Genomic DNA, 16583 nt, shown 5'->3' with positions numbered 1-16583 from the left:
ATGATGCCCAGCTTCGGCCGCCGCCATGGCGCCCCGCCCACTTCGCCGTACGCCGCGCTCGAGGCGCTCCAGCGCAACCTCAGGCGTGAACGGCGCGTCTTCGCACTGCTCACCGGCCTGCTGATCCTTGCAGCGCTGTGCATGGCCGCCGCCGCGCTCGGCGGCACCGGATTCAGCGCGCTGCGCGCACAGGCGCTGGAAGCGAACACCCTCAGTGCGAAGGCCAACGCGCGGCTCGACCGGCTGTACGCCCTGCTCGGCAGTGCAGGCGCCGTCCTCGTGCTCGAGACCGCCTCGACATCGACGGCACCGTTGAGCGCCGAGCCAACCTCACGCTGCGCGACGATCTTCGAAGGCATGGCCGGGTCGCCCGATCTGAGGGCGGTGTGCGAGCACATGGCGGGGATACTCGAGCGCGTCTCGTCCGATGTTCCCATCATGTTGCTACGCGCCGACGGCAGCGCGGCCTATAGCCGTGGTGTCGCCCTCGAGGGGGCGCATTTGCGGCCGACCGAAGCCGCGCGCACGCTGGCCGATGCCGCGCTCCTGCAGATCACGACCCGCGGCCTGGATCCGGTCGCGGCAGCCAGAGGGATCAAGGTCGTCTGGTTCCGCCCACCCGAAGCGCTGGGCTTCGCGCCCGATCTCGTGCTTGGCGCGTTGCCGGTGCTCAGGAACGGTACGCTCTACGCGTTCACGATCACGAGCGTCGATCTCGACTCGCTCCTCATCGCCGCCAGCACCAGCGTCCCGTCGATCACCCCCACGCTGTTCGGCGCTGACGGCATCATGCTTGCCGGCCCGCTGCCGCCTGCTGACGCGCAGTCTCTCGACCGACGCCTTGCGAACCTTGCCCCCGGCAACTTCCACGTACTCCCCCGCTTCGGCGTCGCGCTGCGCGAAGCGCCGCTCGTGCATGGCTTCGGACACTTCATGGTGGCGCTGTCGTGGGGCGAACTCTTCGCGATCACGCACACGCCCGTCGTCATCGTCCTGATCCTGACGGCCGCCCTCATCGCCTTGCTCACCCTGCTGTCGCGCTACTGGAATCGCCGGGTGCTGACGCGTACCTACGACGAAGCCACGCGCGCGCTCGAAGGCGAGTTGCTCAATCACCTGCTCGTGCACGCCACGCCGGTGGGTCTGTGCATCGTCCGGCGCAGCAACTTCGAGATCGTCGTGGCGAACCAGATGGTGCGCGATGTTCTCGGGATAGACGCGCACGCCACGCGCTTGCCGAACGCACTGTGTGTCGCGTTCGAGCAGCACGGGCCATGGCCCGGACCCGCGAAACACGATGACGAGACCACGGTGTATGAGTTGCCGTATTCGCTGGAGCGGCCCGGCAAGGAAGCGCTCCATCTCGCCATCACCTATGCGCCGGCCACGATGCACCACGAGCAGCACGCCGACCTTCCTGAGCCTCGAAGCGCCACCGCGTGACGGCACGCTCGACTACCTGCTCGTGACCGACGAATTCGCCAGCGAAGACATCGCTTCGCTATGGCCTGATCAAGCGAAAATCATATGGCTGCGACAGGACGGACCACTCGTCCCGCTCGAACTCGACGGCGGCGCACTCGTGGTGAGCCTGTACAGTCTCGCGGGCATACGCGCCGCGACGCAGAAGCGGATTCGCAGCCGTGCGGCGGCAGCGCAAGCACAGCAACCCGCAGCGGACCAGCCCGCGACAGATGAGAATTTCGCATCGCTGACTGCGCTGATCGCCGAGGACAACCGGCTCAATCGCGCACTGCTGCGCGACCAGTTGCGCATACTCGGCGCCACCGTCATCGAGGCGAAGGACGGCGAGGAGGCGCTGGCGCGACTCGACGAGCGGCCAGTGGACCTCATCCTCACGGATCTGAACATGCCGGGCATGAACGGCTACGCGCTGCTGGACGCCGTACGCGCAAAGCGCCCTCATCTACCGGTCTACGCGGTGAGTTCGGATGCGCTGCCTGAGCAGATCGCGCAGGGGCGCGCGTTGGGCTTTAGCGACTATCTCACCAAGCCGGTCGCGCTTGCGGAACTCGTCCGCGTGCTGGCCGTCGTGTCGGCGCAGATCAGCGTCGCGGCGAGCGCGACACTCGCAGAGGATTCCGAATCAGATCCACAAGCCCGGCCGCCCCGTTTCCCGCCGCTGCCTGCCGCGCTCGCCGATATTTTCATCGCGCAGGTGGATCACGATATCGTCGATTACGCGCAGATCGCCTCGCAGCGCGACTTCGCGCGGTTGAACGACTGGGCGCATCGCGTGTCCGGCGGGCTGGCGGTGCTGGGTCCTTCGAGGATCAATGAAGCCTGCATGGAGTTACGCGCGACGATGCGCGATGCGGGCGGATGGACTGAGGAGGTCGGCGGACTGGCGGCCGCCGTGGCGGCGGAACTCGAAGCACTGCGGGCGCTCGCGCGGCGCTCGCATTCGGGTTAGCCGCGCGGGCGTCGTCAACGTGACGCCCGCTCGCAAAGGCGGTGACGGTAAAGGCGCGAGCGCTCAGGAGCGTCTACCTGTCACCGCGGAAACCCGTCTCAACGATACGCGTTGATCCGGTCGCGCGTTTCTTTCGCGGCCGTTGCAGCCGCCTGCGCGTAGTCCTCGCCCTTGCTCGCGTAGATGATCGCGCGCGACGAGTTGATGAGCATGCCCGTGCCGTTCGCCGTGCGGCCCGCCTTCACGGTCGCCTCGACGTCGCCGCCCTGCGCGCCGATGCCGGGAATCAGCAGCGGCATGTCGCCCACGATGCTGCGCACGGTTTCGATTTCCTTCGGGAACGTCGCGCCCACAACGAGGCCGAGTTCGCCGCTCGCGTTCCATTTGTTCGCGGCAAGGTCCGCCACCACCTGATACAGCGGCTTGCCGCCGGTCTCGAGGAACTGCAGGTCCGAGCCGCCGGGGTTCGACGTACGGCACAGCACGATCACGCCCTTGCCCTTGTGCGCGAGCCACGGCTCGATCGAATCGAAGCCCATATACGGGTTGACCGTGACTGCATCGGCCTTGAAGCGCTCGAAGGCCTCTCGCGCGTACTGCTCGGCGGTACTGCCGATATCGCCGCGCTTGGCGTCGAGGATCACGGGCAGGCCCGGGTGCTTCTCGTGGGCGTGCGCGATCAGCGCTTCGAGCTGGTCTTCGGCGCGGTGCGCGGCGAAGTAGGCGATCTGCGGCTTGAACGAGCACGCGTACGCCGCGGTGGCGTCGACGATCTCGCGGCAAAACTCGAAGATCGCGTCGCTGCGGCCGGCCAGCGCGGCGGGAAACTTCGTGGGCTCTGGGTCGAGGCCCACGCACAACAGCGAGCCGGTGCGCTGCCACGCGGCGCCGAGGGTCTGGATGAAGGAAGTCATGGTGGTTGCTCGCGGCGAGCCAATAGGAGAAAACGGCGCGTATTTTACCCGCCCCGGAAGATGAGGCCGCGCCACGGCGCCCGAATCGGCCTGCGCCCAGCTCGCGCACGATGCATCGCCGCAAGCGCGTCGCGCGCGTTTTCGACGCGCGCGACGCCCAACTCATGACCGTCTTAGGTCCGTGCGCGCACGCCCTTGCCCCCTCTCGCACCCGTGCGGCCGCGCGCGCCGACGCGATGCGGGCTCGCTGACGCGCGCATGTCCATGCGCTCCACGGTGAAGGAAAAGCGCCGCACGAGCCGCTCGCCGTGCGCGAGCACGGTCATGCCGTGCGCATCGCCGCCGCCAGTCAGGTTCACGGCGTTGATCGGATGATCGACGGGTTCGAAGCAGAAGAAGTCTGCGCCGGGAGGCGTGTAGAGCACGTAGTAGTCGGTATTCGCGCAAATCGAGAGCGAGAGCCTGCGGCGCTCCCACACCACCGCCGCGCGTCCGCTCCAGCCGCTGAACGCATGATTGACGAGTTGCGCAGGCAGCGGATAGGCCACGCCGAACTGCCAGGCGGGCGGCGCGGGCACGTGACGCACCGGCAGCCAGTCCTGGCCCGAGAGCCACAGGCCGCTCGCCGGGGCCGACAGCTCGGTGCTCGTGTCGCGCGCAAGAAACGGATGCACGCCGAGACCGAACGGCAGCGCCTCGCGGCCCGTGTTCTCCACTTCCAGCGTCATCGCGAGCGTCGCGCCGTCGAGCGCATAGGTGAGCGCCGCGCGGTACGAATACGGCTCGCCGTCGCTGCGATCGAGCACGAGGCGCACATTCTCGCGATCGGCGCTTTCGATGCTCCAGGGCGCGAGCCAGCCGTCACCATGGATCGGCAGCGGTTCGCTAGCGCGATTGCGCGGCACTTCGATATCGCGGCCGCCAAAGTGAAAACGCCCTGCGCCGATGCGGTTCGAGTACGGCAGCAGCGGGTAGCACGCGAGTTCGTTCGGGTCCATGCGCGCGCTCACGCGCTCGCAACGACGAAACACGGGCTCGAACGCGCCTTCGCTGCGCCAGTCGAATCGCGTGATTCCGCCGCCCAGTTGGGGCGCGACGTCGAGCCTCAGATACGCATTCGCGAGCGTCACGCACGCCACGTCGCTCGAGCCCGCCGCGCCGATCGCAACCGCCGAAGTGCTCGGCCCCGGCAAAACCGGATGCGTGGCGGCTTCGAGCCGCGCGCGGCGCGCGGCGGCCGCGGGTGACACGACCGGTGACACAACCGGTGACACAGACGGAGCGGAGGTAGCGGTGGGCGGCGCGCTTGCAGCAGCGGCGCCTGCGGAAACGGTGGAACGGGTAGGTCGACGCACAGCGGAATTCGCGACGCTCATAAGATGCTCCTCGAGAGGCATGTTTGATTGCCGCCGCAAAAGGCGGCTCACCGGTGGCCTGTCGACACCGCGCCTATGCGCGGGCCTGTGGCCGCTTCTTGTGTTCGCCCTTCTAGTGGTACTGGCAAAGCCAACTGCACACTATCGATCGACTGCATCTGTTGCCGAACTACAACGACTGGCCGTCTCTTCATGCCGCCTGCCCGCAGCGGCGCTTCGCACTGTGTGCGCATGTATCGTCTGATGAAAATCCACGCGCGCCTTTGTGCAAGCGCCCGATACCCCGGACTCAAGCGCGCCTGCGCCCCTGAAACCGCGGTTCTTCAAGGCCCTGGCGGCCAATTCGAACCGAAAACACGCCGCCCGCATGCGGCTCGCGCGCGAGGGCCTCCGCCTCCATTTCCTCGCGCGCGCTCGTGACATAAAGCGTGTCCAGAAGCGCACCGCCGAGCGTAACGCAGCTTGGCTGCGCTGTGGGAATCTTTACGCGTTCGGTTTCGACGCCATCGGCGCCATAACGCACCACGCGCTCGCCGCCCCACTGCGCGTTCCAGAGGCCGCCCTGCGCGTCGACGGTCGAGCCGTCCGGCACGCCGGTGTCGTCGGTGAGCGTGACAAAGGTACGCTCGTTTGCAATCGTTCCGTCTGCGCCGTAGTCGCACGCGCGAATCTCGCGCGTGAGCGTGTCGCAGTAATACATGGTCGAACCGTCCGGGCTGAACGCGATGCTGTTCGAGATCGCGGGCGCGGGCAGCGGCAGACGTTCGAGCGTGAGATCGTGGTTCAGGCGATAGAAACCGCCGATCGCCTGCCGCGGCGTTCCTTCGTATTTCGTGCCGAACACGAAGCGGCCCTGGCGGTCGCAGCGTCCGTCGTTCAGGCGCGTCGGCACGCCGGGTTCGACTTCGACGATGGTTTCAATCGCGCCCGTCTCCAGGTCGAAGAACGCCAGCTGCGAAGCGAGGCCGAGGAGCAGCGTGCGCTCGTCTTCGCACAGCGCGAAGCACGCGAGGCGCTCGGGCATCTCCCACGTGACGTGTTTGGCGCCGGACGCATTCGCGTCGTAGCGTTGCAGGCTTTTGCCCGAAATATCGACCCAGTAGAGCCGGCCGCTGCGCGCGCACCACGTCGCGCCTTCGCCCAGCTCGCATTTCGCGTGGACGAGCAGTTCGGCCACCGCTTCGTTCGAAGCGCATTCCTTTGCGCTCATGCCCAGCCTCCGTCAACGACGATGTCCTGCGACGTGATCATGCGGCTGTCGTCGGCGCCGAGGAAGAGCGCCATGCGCGCGAGGTCTGCGGGCAGCAGCTCCGCGTCGATGCACTGGCCGCGCTTGATGGACTCGCGGCCTTCGTCGGTGAGCCACAGGCGCCGCTGCTTCTCGGTCATCACCCACCCCGGCACGAGCGAATTCACGCGGATACCGTACGGGCCGAGGTCTCTCGCAAGCCCGCGCGTGAGACCCTGCACCGCCGACTTGCTCATCGTATAGACCGGCATTTCCGACTGCTTGAGCATCCAGCTGATCGAGCCCAGATTGATGATCGAGCCCGCGCGTGCGGCCTTCATGTCCTGGGCCACCGCCTGCGCGGCGAATAGCTGATGGCGCAGGTTCACGGCCACGCCGGCGTCGAACGACTCCGGCGTGACTTCGGCCAGCGTGTGGCGTTTGTCGTTGGCCGCGTTGTTCACGAGCACCTGAATCGGCCCGAACGCCGCCTTCACATCGGCGATGGCGGCGCGCAACGCCGAGATATCGGTGAGATCGACGTTGGCGAAGAGCGGCTTGTGGCGCGAATCGCCGAGTTCGTCGGCGAGCGCCTGGCCCGCGCTCGCGTCGATGTCGAAGAACGCCACGCGTGCGCCCTGCGCGGCGAAGTGCTCGACGAACGACGCGCCGATGCCGGTCGCGCCGCCCGTGATCAGCACCACGCGGTCGGTCAGGCTCGGATAGCGCGCGTAGTTTTCGTGCGCGTGGCGCGCGAGCGCGTTAGCGGGCGAATTTGCGTTGGACGACATCGTTTTGGTTTCCTTATGAAACTGTCAGCGAACTCAATCGCGAGCGCCGCGATTCTTGAGCTGGTCGAGCAGCACCGCCGCGAGCAGGATCGCGCCGCGCACGAGGTACTGGTAGAACGCGTCGATGTTGAGCAGGTTCATGACGTTCTCGACCGTACCCATGATCAGCACGCCGATCACCACGCCCGAGATGGTCGCGCGGCCGCCCAGCAGCGACACCCCGCCCAGCACGCACGCCGAAATCACGTTCAGCTCGAAGCCTTCGGCCGCATTCGGCTGACCCGACGTGATACGCGAAGCCAGAATCACGCCCGCGAGCGCCGTGACCGCGCCCTGGATCAGGAAGATCCACACGCGCGTGCGCTCGACCTTGATACCGGCCAGACGCGACGCTTCCGGATTGCCGCCGATGGCGAGCGTATTGCGCCCGTACACCGTCTGATTGAGCATCACGCCGAACACGATGAAGCAGACGAGCGTGACCCAGATCGGCAGTTGCACGCCGAAGAGCGAGGCCGTGCCCATGGCGATGAACGTGTCCGACGACACGCCCACGGCCTGGCCGTGCGAGGCGATGAAGCCGAGGCCGCGCACGATTTCCATCGTGGCGAGCGTGGTGATCAGCGCGTTGATGCGCAGATACGCGATCACCGCGCCATTCACGAAGCCGATCGCGGCACCCGCCGCAACGGCCGCTACGATGGCGATGAACGTGTTGTTCGTCGCGTTGAGCACCATCGCACAGAGCACGCCCGCGAACGCGACGATCGAGCCCACGGAAAGGTCGAAGTCGCGCGAAGCGAGACAGAACATCATCGTGCAGGCCACCATGCCGATCTGCGAGACCGACAGTGCGAGGCCGAGCATGTTCTCGATCGAGAAGAAGTGATCGACGGTCAGCGACATCACGATGAACATGACCGCGAAGATCACGATCAGGCTGTACTCGGTGATCTGCTGCCACCACTTCTGCTTGTCGGTGGGACTCGGAATCAGCGCGTCGGCGACGCTCTTGGCGGCGCTGTTGGCAGACTCGGCCGCCAGGTTTTCTCTTGCTTGCATTTCAGTCACTCCTCCCCATCCACTCATGCAGCCTTGGCCTGCGTGCGCTTGGGCAGCGCGAGGTCAAGCACCGCGTGTTCGCTCGCCGCGCTGCGCGGCAACTCGCCCGAAATGCGGCCTTCGCGCATCACCACGATGCGATCCGACACGCCGAGCACTTCCGGCAACTCCGACGACACCATCACGATCGCACAGCCGCGCGCGGCGAGCTGGTAGATCACGTTGTAGATTTCATGCTTCGCGCCGACGTCGATGCCGCGCGTCGGTTCGTCGAGAATCACGACCTTCAGGTCGGGCTCGGCGAGCCAGCGCGAAAGAATCGCTTTCTGCTGGTTGCCGCCCGAGAGGAAGCGGATTTTCTGGCGGCGACTCGGCGTCTTGATCTTCAGCAGCTTGATGAAGCGGTCCGCCGTTTCCGCTTCCTTCTTGCGGTCGAGGAACATGCCCGCGCGCAAAAAATGGCGACGGCAGCTGATGTTGATGTTCTCCGACACCGTCGCCATCGCAACGATGCCCTGCTCCTTGCGGTCTTCCGGGCACAGCACGATGCCGTGGCGAATCGCGTCGCTCGCGCTTTTCACGCGAATGGTCTTGCCGTCCAGCTCGATCTCGCCCGCGCGCCGCTTGTGCGTGCCGTAGATGAGCTGCATCAGCTCGCTGCGCCCCGCGCCCACGAGCCCGAAAAAGCCGACGATCTCGCCCGACTTCACCTCGAAGCTCGCCGCTTCGTTGAGCGGATGCCCTTGCACGCCGCGTACGGCGAAACGCACGTTGCCATGCTCGCGCGGCGAATAGTTGTAGATGTCGCTGATCTCGCGGCCCACCATTTCGGCCACGAGCGTTTCGCGCTTCACCGCTTCGAGCTTCTCGTGCGAGGCGACCTTGCGGCCGTCACGGAAGATCGTGCAGGCATTGCACAGCTCGTAGATCTCGTCCATGCGGTGCGAGATGTAGATGAGCGCGCGATTGTCGGCCCGTAGCTCGCGCACGAGCTTGAACAGCACTTCGGTCTCGCGGTGCGAGAGCGAGCTGGTCGGCTCGTCGAGCGCGATCACGCGCGCGTTGCGCAGGAGCGCCTTGCAGATTTCCACCATCTGGCGCTGCGCGATCGAGAGCTTGCGCAGTTTCGCGGCCGGATCGAGATCGACGCCCATCGCGGCAAGACGTTCGCGCACGAACTTGCGCGCCTCGCCGCGCTTCACCCAGCCGAGCGCATTGGGCAACGCGCCGAGCAGCAGGTTTTCCGCGACGGTCAGGTCCGGCACGTACTGCAGTTCCTGGTGAATCACCGCGATGCCCGCGCCGATCGAGGCCGCCGCATCGGCGAAGTGCACCTCGTTGCCGTCCATCAGGATGCGGCCGGAATCGGGCTGATACTCGCCGCCGAGAATCTTGAGAAGCGTGGACTTGCCCGCCCCGTTCTCGCCCATCAGGCCATGGACTTCCCCTGCATTCACTTCGAACGACACGCCGTCGAGCGCGCGCACGCCTGGGAACACCTTGCCGATATTGTCAAAACGCAGTGTCGCTGACACTTCGGTTTCCTCTCATTCGATACGCTGCGGGCGCGGCCTTCATGCCTTTCGGGGCTGCTGGCCGCCCCGCAGCGGGAAACACCCTAAACCACTACTATCCAGCGCTTACTTCGACGCGAGACCCATCTGCTGACGCACGCTCTCCACGTTGTCGCGCGTGGCCAGCATGCCGGTCGTCAGCGTGAGCAGCGGCGGTTCCTTGCCTTGCGTGATCCACGAGTACATCAGGTCCGAGGTTTCCTCGCCGTGGCGCTTCGGGCTGATGATGACGGTGCCATAGAAGCCCGTCGGCTGCGGCTTCTTGAACTCGTTGAGCGCCGAGTCCGAACCGCCGATGCCGATGCCGATCATGTTGTCGGCCTTGAAGCCGCGGCCTTCCGCTGCGCGCACGGCGCCGAGCACGGCTTCGTCGTTCAGGCCGTATGCCACCCAGTGCTTGTACTGCGGGTTCTTCGTGAGCGCGATGTTGGCGGCGTTGAAGGCGTTTTCCGTGTCGGTCTTCGCTTGCGGCGCCTGGACGATGTTCGCCTTCGGGAAGCCCGCGGCCACGAGCGCGTCGGTCGCGCCCGACGTGCGGTCATGCGCCGTCGGCAACTGCTCGTAGGTCACGTCGATGGCGCCGACGTCCTTCATGTCCCAGCCGCGCTTCTTGATCTCGGCGGCGATGCCGTCGCCCACCTGCTTGCCGATGTTGTACGCCGAGATGCCCATGTGCGGCACCGACTCGATCGGCTTGCCCGCGCCGTCGACGAGACGGTCGTCTACCGTCATCATCTTGAGCTTGTCGGCCTTCGCCTTGGCGACGATGCCCGGTCCGAGCTTCACGTCAGGCGTGCAGATGATGAAGCCCTGCGCCTTTTGTGCGGCCAGGTTGTCGATCGCGCTCATCACCTTCTCACCCGAGGGCGCGCCGATCTTCACCAGCGTGAAGCCCTTCTCCTTCGCGGCCGCTTCCGCGAACTTCCATTCGTCCTGGAACCACGGCTCTTCGGGCTGCTTCACGAGGAAGCCGATCTTCACCTGGTCGGCGGCCTGCGCGACGGGCGCTTGCGCGAACATGGCAGTGGCGGCTGCAGCCACCAGCGTCAGAAAGATGCGTCGTTGCATGTTGCTAGTCTCCTGTCTTCTTCAGTCACGGGAAGGGTATCGGCCGCCTCTTCTTTTACCCGTCGATGCGCGCGGCCAGCGCCTCGGCGGATTCCTGCACATTCGTTCCAAGCTCGTTTTACTTCGTGCTGCGAATTACTTTTTCAACGCGCTCATTCGTGATGGAGCGCCGTGCGGCCGCCATCGATCGTGATACAGCTCGCGTTGATGAACGGCGCTTCGTCCGAGGCGAGGAACACCGCCGTCATCGCGACTTCCTCCGGTCGGCCAATGCGTTTCATCGGCGGCAACTCGAGCGTCGCCTTGCGCGCGGCTTCCGGGTCGGGCTGCGCGTTCCACCAGTCGTGCGTGAGCTGCGTTTCGATGTAACCCGGCGCGATGGCGTTCACGCGCACGTTCTTCGGCGCGTACTCGATGCCGAGTGCGCGCGTGAGCCCGATGACGCCGTGCTTCGCCACCGGGTACGGGAAGCAGCCCGGAATGATCTGGAACGCGTGCGTCGAGGCGATGTTGATGATGCTGCCCGCACACCGCTCGACCATGCCCGGCAGCACCGCGCGGCAGCCGTTCCACACGCCGTCCAGATCGACGGCGAAGCAGCGGCGCCAGTCGTCGTCGGTCATCGTGAGCGGGTCGGCGAACACGTTGATGCCGGCGTTGTTCACGAGCACGTCGACCGGGCCGAACGCGCGTTGCGCTTCTTCCACGGCGGCGCGCAGCGAGGCGGGCTGCGTCACGTCGGTTTGCACGGCGAGCGTTCGCGCGCCTTCATATGCGTTCGCAATCTCGCGCGCCGTTGCAACGGCCGTCGCGCCATCGAGCTCCGCGAGCACGACGGCGGCGCCCTCGGCCGCGAACGCGCGCGCGATCGCCGCGCCGATGCCGCGTCCGGCGCCGGTGATGAGCGCGACCTTGCCCGCGAGGCGATTCACTTTTGCGCTCCTCGCGCAGCCTTCCAGCCTTCGATGAAGGCCAGTGCGTTCGCACGCGTGGCCGCCGCGTCCTGGCCCGGCTTGTAGAGCGCGGACCCAAGGCCGAAGCCGCTCGCGCCCGCGGCCAGCTGCGGGCCCATGTTGTCCGGCTTCACACCGCCCACCGGCAGCAGCGGCACGATCGGCGGAATCACGGCGCGCCATGCCTTCGTCACGGCCGGGCCGAGCTGCTCGGCGGGGAACATCTTGAGCGCGTCGGCACCGTGCTTGAGCGCCGCGAACGCTTCGGTCGGCGTGGCGACGCCGGGCACGCACGCGAGGCCCTGGAGCTTGGCGGCGAGGATCACGTCGGTGTCGGCGTGTGGCATCACGATCAGTTCGCCGCCCGCTTCCCGCACGTCGCGCACGCGCTCGGTGGTGAGTACGGTGCCCGCGCCGATCATCGCGTCGTCGGGCAGCGCCTCGCGCAACGCCGCGATGCTGTCGAGCGGCTGCGGCGAATTGAGCGGCACCTCGATCAACCGGAAGCCCGCGTCGTAGAGCGCGCGGCCATGCTCGGCGGCCTCGGCGGGCTTGATGCCGCGCACGATTGCGACCATCCCGCAGGCGCCGAACGCGGCGACGAAGCCGGCGTGCGGCGTGTACGGGGCGGGCAGATTCAGTTCGGGTTCCATGTCGGCTTCCTGTTGCCTGGCTTCCTGTTGCCTGGCTTCGTGTCTGGTTCGGTTCAGCGGGTTCGATTCATCGGCCCATCGGTGCGCACTTAGCGCGGCGTGACGAGGCCGGCCTGCACGGCGATGCGCCAAAGTCCGTGTTCGGTCGCCTGGCGCACGAGATGCGCGCCGCTGCATCCGAATGCGGCAAGCGCCATGCGGTAACGCTCGCACAGCGCCTCGGCGCCGATCAGCTGCGGCGCGCAGCCGGCGAGCGTCACGTCGCGCCGCGCCAGCGCCGCTTCGAGGCCCGCCAGCTCATGGCCGATCACGAGGCCCGATAGATAGTCGGGCTGCTCGTCGGCGGCGAGCTGGGCCGTGAGGCCGAGCGTGCGCGTGCTGAACGCGGTGGCCAGCAGTCCCACGCAGCCCTGCTCGCGCGCCACGCTCACGCCGCGCAGAAACGCCGCGGTGTCGGGCTCGACGGGATGCTTCATCGTGCGGCCGAGGATCGTATGCGCGCACAGCGCCGCGTAGACCTCACCCGTCATGAAGGTATAGAAGCGCGCAATGCGCTCGCCCTCCACCACCACCCATTTCGCGTGCGTGCCGGGCAGTCCGACTAGCGCCGTTTGCGGCTCGGCATCGTCACCCGCTGCGCCGAGCGCGCCAAAGATTTGCGTTTCCTCGCCGCGCATCACGTTGGGCAGCGCACCCGGCTCCAGCACGCCCGGGACCACGGCGACTTCGGCGCCGCATGCGGCGCGCACGCGCACGATGCCGGCCACCAGCGCCTGAGCGCTCGCGGGCGTTTCGACATACGGTGCCTGCACCCAGCCCTGGGCGCTGCCGACCATCCCCGCGGCCAGCACGGGCAGCGAGGGGGCTTGCGCGAGCCACACGCCGCACGCTTCGTCGAAGGCGGCGTCGAAGCCGCCTTCTTCGGCGGGCACGGGCAGGTTCATGATCCCCGCCGTCGAAACGCGTGTGGCGATCACCTGGCCCGCCGCATCGAACAGATACGCGCGCAGCGAGGTCGTGCCCCAGTCGAGCGCGATGAGCGCGGCTTCGCGAGCGATCGCGGCGTCGCCGGCATCGATCGCCGCGCCGCTTACAGGCTTCTCGCGTGCTTTCATCGACGAATCCTGCGCGTGGTGGGCTGCGGCGCGCGCCAGCCCAGTTCCTGCGAAATCGCGCGTGCCTCGCGCTGCACGACGGGAATCAGTTCGTCCATGCGCTCGAGCGGCATGTAGGGAATCGTGCTCGCCACGGAAAGCGCCGCCACGATCGCGCCGGAAGCGTCGCGCACGGGCGCCGCCACGCAGCGGATCGAAATTTCGTTCTCCTCCAGATCGAACGTGTACCCGCCCGCCGAATAAGTCGCCATGCGCTTGAGGAAGGTGTCGGGTTCGAGGCTGTGATCGGGACGGAAGCTCACGCCGGCGAGCGTGCGGCGCGAAGCGTCGAACAGGTCGCGCCACGATTGCGGCGCGAGGTCGAGCATCATCGCCTTGCCGATGCCCGTCGACGCGAGCGGCATGCGGTGCCCCACGCGCGAGCGCATTTCGAGGCCCCGCTGGCCGGGAATCTTGTCGATGTACAGCACGTCGTCGCCGTCGCGCACGCCGAGGTGGATGGTGTCGAGCGTTTCGTCGGCGAGCGCCTGCAGATGCGGGCGCGCAACGGCCGTGAGCGGCATCTGCTCGAGTGCGATGGTGCCGAGTTCGATGAGCTTCGGCCCGAGCAGGTAGCCGCCCTGCACCTGGCGCAGATAGCGCGCCTGCACGAGGCTCGAAACGAGACGGTGCGTGGTGCTGCGCGTCGTGCCGAGCACCGCGCCGAACGAGCGCAGGTCGCGTACGCCGGCGGCGGCCGCTTCGAGGATCGCGAGGCCGCGCAGGAGCGTCTGGGTGCCGGCCTGCTGCATCGAGCCGTCGAGCAACGTGCTCGCGACGCCGATTTCATCGGCGGCGGGGCGGGCTTTCGGCTGCGCTTGCGCGGAGGTTGCCGCGGCGTTTTTTGCGGGCGCGGCCTCGTCGGGGAGATTCGCGGCGAGTGTGGAAGACATCGCTTTGTTCATGGCGAGGGCGATGAAAAGAGACGATCGAAAGGCGCGTGCCGTCAGGCGGCGCGCGAACCGTGCTTCGGGAGACGACCCGCCGCGCGGGCGGCCGGGACTCGGACAGGTAGCGGCGGGCGGCGCGTGGCCGCGCAAAGCGCTGGCTGAAGCATGGTGAACGTCTCCTTTGCGGTCCGGTTCGCTCCGCGTGTTACGCGTGCGCCGGATTTATCTGGGTCTGCCGACGATGTCTGCCGCGCTGTGACAGTCGCGGCTTATCGGATGGACGGATTGTAGGCAGGTTTTTTCGAGTTCTCCAATATGTGATTGGGTCGCTCATATATTGGGAAAATAGACACATGGGAGTGCCATCTGCCGAATGCCTAATGAGGGACAGAACTCAGCACGGAAAAGCCCGTCGGCATGGCCCGCAAGAAAAAAACGGCTGCCGGATGATTCCGGCAGCCGTTTCGTGCGGCACTCAATGAGGCTTTCGCGTATCGCTCGCCAAAAGCCGCGCCCTTACTTCCCCGCCGGCGCCTTGTAAGCCACGCAGTCGACTTCGACCTTGCAGTCCACCACCATGCTCGACTGCACACAGGCGCGTGCGGGCGGATGCTCGCCGAAGTACTCGCGGAACACCTTGTTGAACGAGGTGAAGTCACGCGCGTCGTCGAGCCACACGCCGCAGCGCACCACGTGCTCCGCGCCATAGCCCGCTTCCTTCAGGATCGCGAAAAGATTCTGGATGGCCTTGTGCGACTGCTCGACGATCCCGCCGCTGATCACTTCGCCGCCTTCCATCGGCGTCTGGCCCGAGACGTACAGCCAGCCGTCGGCTTCCACGGCGCGCGCGAACGGCAGATGCTGTCCGCCCTGGCCCTTGCCGCCTTCCGCTCCAATTCGTTTCATCGTTTGCTCCTTTGAGATCGTGCGGCGCGCGCAGCTTTTTGGGCCGCGTACGCCGGGGGTCGAAATTCGATAGATAAAGCCGGTTTAGAAGGCCATTGCCTCGGCCTGCGCCTCGCGTTTGCCGCGCGCGACGAAGTGGCCCGCGCGCTCGCCCGTGGGTTGCCCGTCGCGATACGAAAGCACGCCGTTCACCCATACCGCGTCGATGCCCTCGGCCACCTGCTGCGGCTTCTCGAACGTCGCCGCATCGCGCACGCGCGTCGGGTCGAACAGCACGAGGTCGGCGTGCCAGCCCACATGCACCTCGCCGCGCTGCGAAAGGCTGAAGCGCCGTGCCGAAAGGCCCGTCATCTTGCGCACCGCTTCTTCGAGCGGCAGCAAGGCCGCGTCGCGCGCGTAGTGGCCGAGCACGCGCGGAAATGCGCCCCACAGGCGCGGATGCGGCAGCGGATCGTTGGGCAGTCCATCCGAGCCGACCATCGTGGCCGGATGCGAAAGAATGCGGCGCACGTCGTCTTCGGACATGTTGTGGTACACGGCGCCCGCCGGCTGCAAACGCTTGCCCGCTTCCTGCTGGGACACGCCCCACCCGGCCGCGATGTCCTTGATGAGCTTGCCCGCCTGCTCCGGGTGCGGCGTGGACCACGTGATGGTGATGTCGATGTCGCCCGTCACCTGCTTGAGATCCAGCGTCGACGAGCTGCGGCTATACGGATAGCAGTCGCACCCGACCGGCTGATACTTGCGCGCGCTTTCGAGCGACGCGAGCACCTCCGTGCTGCGCCCCCAGTTGGACGGGCCCGCGCATTTCAGATGGGAGATCACCACCGGCACGCGCGCATGCTGGCCGATGTGGTACGCCTCGTTCATCGCTTCGAGAATCGCGTCGAACTCCGTGCGCATGTGCGTCGTGTAGAGCGCGCCGGCGGCGGCGAGCGGCTGGGCAAGCGAGGCGACCTCTTCGGTCGAAGCCTCGAAGGCCGAGCCGTATGCGAGGCCCGTGGAAAGGCCGAGCGCGCCGTGCGCGAGCGCGTCTTCGAGCTGCGCGCGCATGGCCGCGATCTCGTCGCCGGTGGCAGCGCGCTTCAGGTCGTTCATGTGATTGTTGCGCAGCGCCGTATGGCCAATCAACGCGCCGACGTTCACGGCGGGTCGCGCCGCGTTGACGGCGTCGACGTACGCGGAGAACGTCGGATAGCTGAACGCGTCGCGCTCGCCGAGCAGGTTCATCGGGTCTGGCGGATCGCCCTTTAACGTCACCGGCGAGGCGCTGATCCCGCAGTTGCCGACCACCACCGTCGTCACGCCCTGGCTGATCTTGGGCAGCATTTGCGGCGCGCGGATCACGTGCGTGTCGTCGTGCGTATGGACGTCGATGAAACCCGGCGCGAGCGCGCGCCCATTGGCCTCGATCACCTCTTCCGCGAGCCAGTTCGACAGGTTGCCGATCGCGACGATGCGTCCGTCGCGCAGCGCCACGTCGCGCTCGACGGGCGGCGCGCCGGTGCCGTCATACAGCATCGCGCCGACGATCAGCGTGTCGGCGGCTTCGGGGTGCGAATGCATACGCGTCTCCTCAG

Annotated in this window: 15 protein-coding genes; 2 read left to right on the top strand and 13 right to left on the bottom strand. The window is 66.9% G+C overall.

The window, feature by feature from the left end:
- On the top strand, positions 1-1443 hold the full coding sequence (locus AB3X99_RS22470) for a hypothetical protein (protein ID WP_368618171.1): 1443 nt from the start codon (positions 1-3) through the stop codon (positions 1441-1443).
- On the top strand, positions 1376-2434 hold the full coding sequence (locus tag AB3X99_RS22465; protein ID WP_069269134.1) for a response regulator: 1059 nt from the start codon (positions 1376-1378) through the stop codon (positions 2432-2434). The genes AB3X99_RS22470 and AB3X99_RS22465 overlap by 68 nt, the downstream gene beginning before the upstream one ends.
- Before the next feature lie 98 nt (positions 2435-2532).
- Here AB3X99_RS22465 and pyrF read toward each other — a convergent pair whose 3' ends face one another.
- The 13 genes from pyrF to AB3X99_RS22400 form a co-directional block, all read right to left on the bottom strand.
- Entirely contained in the window at positions 2533-3348 is an 816-nt protein-coding gene (gene pyrF, locus AB3X99_RS22460) for an orotidine-5'-phosphate decarboxylase (protein ID WP_368618170.1), read from the bottom strand.
- 173 nt (positions 3349-3521) lie between these two features.
- Positions 3522-4598, bottom strand: coding sequence for an aldose 1-epimerase (locus AB3X99_RS22455; RefSeq protein WP_256095085.1), 1077 nt, complete (start codon positions 4596-4598; stop codon positions 3522-3524).
- 415 nt (positions 4599-5013) lie between these two features.
- The gene (locus AB3X99_RS22450; RefSeq protein WP_368618169.1) at positions 5014-5934 is read right to left on the bottom strand and encodes an SMP-30/gluconolactonase/LRE family protein; all 921 of its coding nucleotides are present in this window, start codon (positions 5932-5934) and stop codon (positions 5014-5016) included.
- A complete protein-coding gene (locus tag AB3X99_RS22445; protein WP_069269138.1) occupies positions 5931-6743 on the bottom strand; it encodes an SDR family NAD(P)-dependent oxidoreductase in 813 nt (270 codons plus the stop codon). Before AB3X99_RS22445 ends, AB3X99_RS22450 begins: the two co-directional genes overlap by 4 nt.
- 33 nt (positions 6744-6776) lie before the next feature.
- Positions 6777-7805 (bottom strand): L-arabinose ABC transporter permease AraH, encoded by a 1029-nt coding sequence (gene araH, locus AB3X99_RS22440; protein ID WP_342949485.1) that lies wholly within the window; start codon positions 7803-7805, stop codon positions 6777-6779.
- Between the two features lie 23 nt (positions 7806-7828).
- Positions 7829-9340, bottom strand: a complete 1512-nt coding sequence (araG, locus tag AB3X99_RS22435; protein ID WP_069269140.1) for an L-arabinose ABC transporter ATP-binding protein AraG — start codon at positions 9338-9340, stop codon at positions 7829-7831.
- A 105-nt stretch (positions 9341-9445) separates the two neighbouring features.
- Positions 9446-10447, bottom strand: coding sequence for an arabinose ABC transporter substrate-binding protein (locus tag AB3X99_RS22430; RefSeq protein WP_069269141.1), 1002 nt, complete (start codon positions 10445-10447; stop codon positions 9446-9448).
- Between the two features lie 152 nt (positions 10448-10599).
- The gene (locus AB3X99_RS22425) at positions 10600-11379 is read right to left on the bottom strand and encodes an SDR family oxidoreductase (protein WP_368618168.1); all 780 of its coding nucleotides are present in this window, start codon (positions 11377-11379) and stop codon (positions 10600-10602) included.
- Positions 11376-12053, bottom strand: coding sequence for a 2-dehydro-3-deoxy-6-phosphogalactonate aldolase (locus AB3X99_RS22420; RefSeq protein WP_342949487.1), 678 nt, complete (start codon positions 12051-12053; stop codon positions 11376-11378). Before AB3X99_RS22420 ends, AB3X99_RS22425 begins: the two co-directional genes overlap by 4 nt.
- A gap of 89 nt (positions 12054-12142) precedes the next feature.
- Positions 12143-13168 (bottom strand): 2-dehydro-3-deoxygalactonokinase, encoded by a 1026-nt coding sequence (locus tag AB3X99_RS22415; RefSeq protein ID WP_069269144.1) that lies wholly within the window; start codon positions 13166-13168, stop codon positions 12143-12145.
- Complete coding sequence (locus AB3X99_RS22410; RefSeq protein WP_368605879.1) at positions 13165-14112, bottom strand: IclR family transcriptional regulator; 948 nt, start codon at positions 14110-14112, stop codon at positions 13165-13167. The genes AB3X99_RS22415 and AB3X99_RS22410 overlap by 4 nt, the downstream gene beginning before the upstream one ends.
- A gap of 501 nt (positions 14113-14613) precedes the next feature.
- On the bottom strand, positions 14614-15003 hold the full coding sequence (locus AB3X99_RS22405) for a RidA family protein (RefSeq protein ID WP_069269146.1): 390 nt from the start codon (positions 15001-15003) through the stop codon (positions 14614-14616).
- Between the two features lie 84 nt (positions 15004-15087).
- Positions 15088-16569: an amidohydrolase family protein gene (locus tag AB3X99_RS22400; protein WP_368618167.1), complete on the bottom strand. Its 1482-nt coding sequence runs from the start codon at positions 16567-16569 to the stop codon at positions 15088-15090.
- Positions 16570-16583: the final 14 nt, after the last annotated feature.

Source organism: Paraburkholderia sp. BR10882 (assembly GCF_040948855.1).
Lineage (GTDB): Bacteria > Pseudomonadota > Gammaproteobacteria > Burkholderiales > Burkholderiaceae > Paraburkholderia > Paraburkholderia nodosa_A.
This window is presented reverse-complemented; position numbering and strand designations above follow the sequence as displayed.

Excerpts from the sequence above, each read along its gene's own strand:
- AB3X99_RS22470 (WP_368618171.1), top strand. The coding sequence starts at position 1 with ATGATGCCCAGCTTCGGCCGCCGCCATGGCGCCCCGCCCACTTCGCCG.
- AB3X99_RS22465 (WP_069269134.1), top strand. The coding sequence starts at position 1,376 with ATGCGCCGGCCACGATGCACCACGAGCAGCACGCCGACCTTCCTGAGC.
- pyrF (WP_368618170.1), bottom strand. The coding sequence starts at position 3,348 with ATGACTTCCTTCATCCAGACCCTCGGCGCCGCGTGGCAGCGCACCGGC.
- AB3X99_RS22450 (WP_368618169.1), bottom strand. The coding sequence starts at position 5,934 with ATGAGCGCAAAGGAATGCGCTTCGAACGAAGCGGTGGCCGAACTGCTC.
- AB3X99_RS22445 (WP_069269138.1), bottom strand. The coding sequence starts at position 6,743 with ATGTCGTCCAACGCAAATTCGCCCGCTAACGCGCTCGCGCGCCACGCG.
- araH (WP_342949485.1), bottom strand. The coding sequence starts at position 7,805 with ATGCAAGCAAGAGAAAACCTGGCGGCCGAGTCTGCCAACAGCGCCGCC.
- AB3X99_RS22430 (WP_069269141.1), bottom strand. The coding sequence starts at position 10,447 with ATGCAACGACGCATCTTTCTGACGCTGGTGGCTGCAGCCGCCACTGCC.
- AB3X99_RS22420 (WP_342949487.1), bottom strand. The coding sequence starts at position 12,053 with ATGGAACCCGAACTGAATCTGCCCGCCCCGTACACGCCGCACGCCGGC.
- AB3X99_RS22415 (WP_069269144.1), bottom strand. The coding sequence starts at position 13,168 with ATGAAAGCACGCGAGAAGCCTGTAAGCGGCGCGGCGATCGATGCCGGC.
- AB3X99_RS22410 (WP_368605879.1), bottom strand. The coding sequence starts at position 14,112 with ATGAACAAAGCGATGTCTTCCACACTCGCCGCGAATCTCCCCGACGAG.
- AB3X99_RS22405 (WP_069269146.1), bottom strand. The coding sequence starts at position 15,003 with ATGAAACGAATTGGAGCGGAAGGCGGCAAGGGCCAGGGCGGACAGCAT.
- AB3X99_RS22400 (WP_368618167.1), bottom strand. The coding sequence starts at position 16,569 with ATGCATTCGCACCCCGAAGCCGCCGACACGCTGATCGTCGGCGCGATG.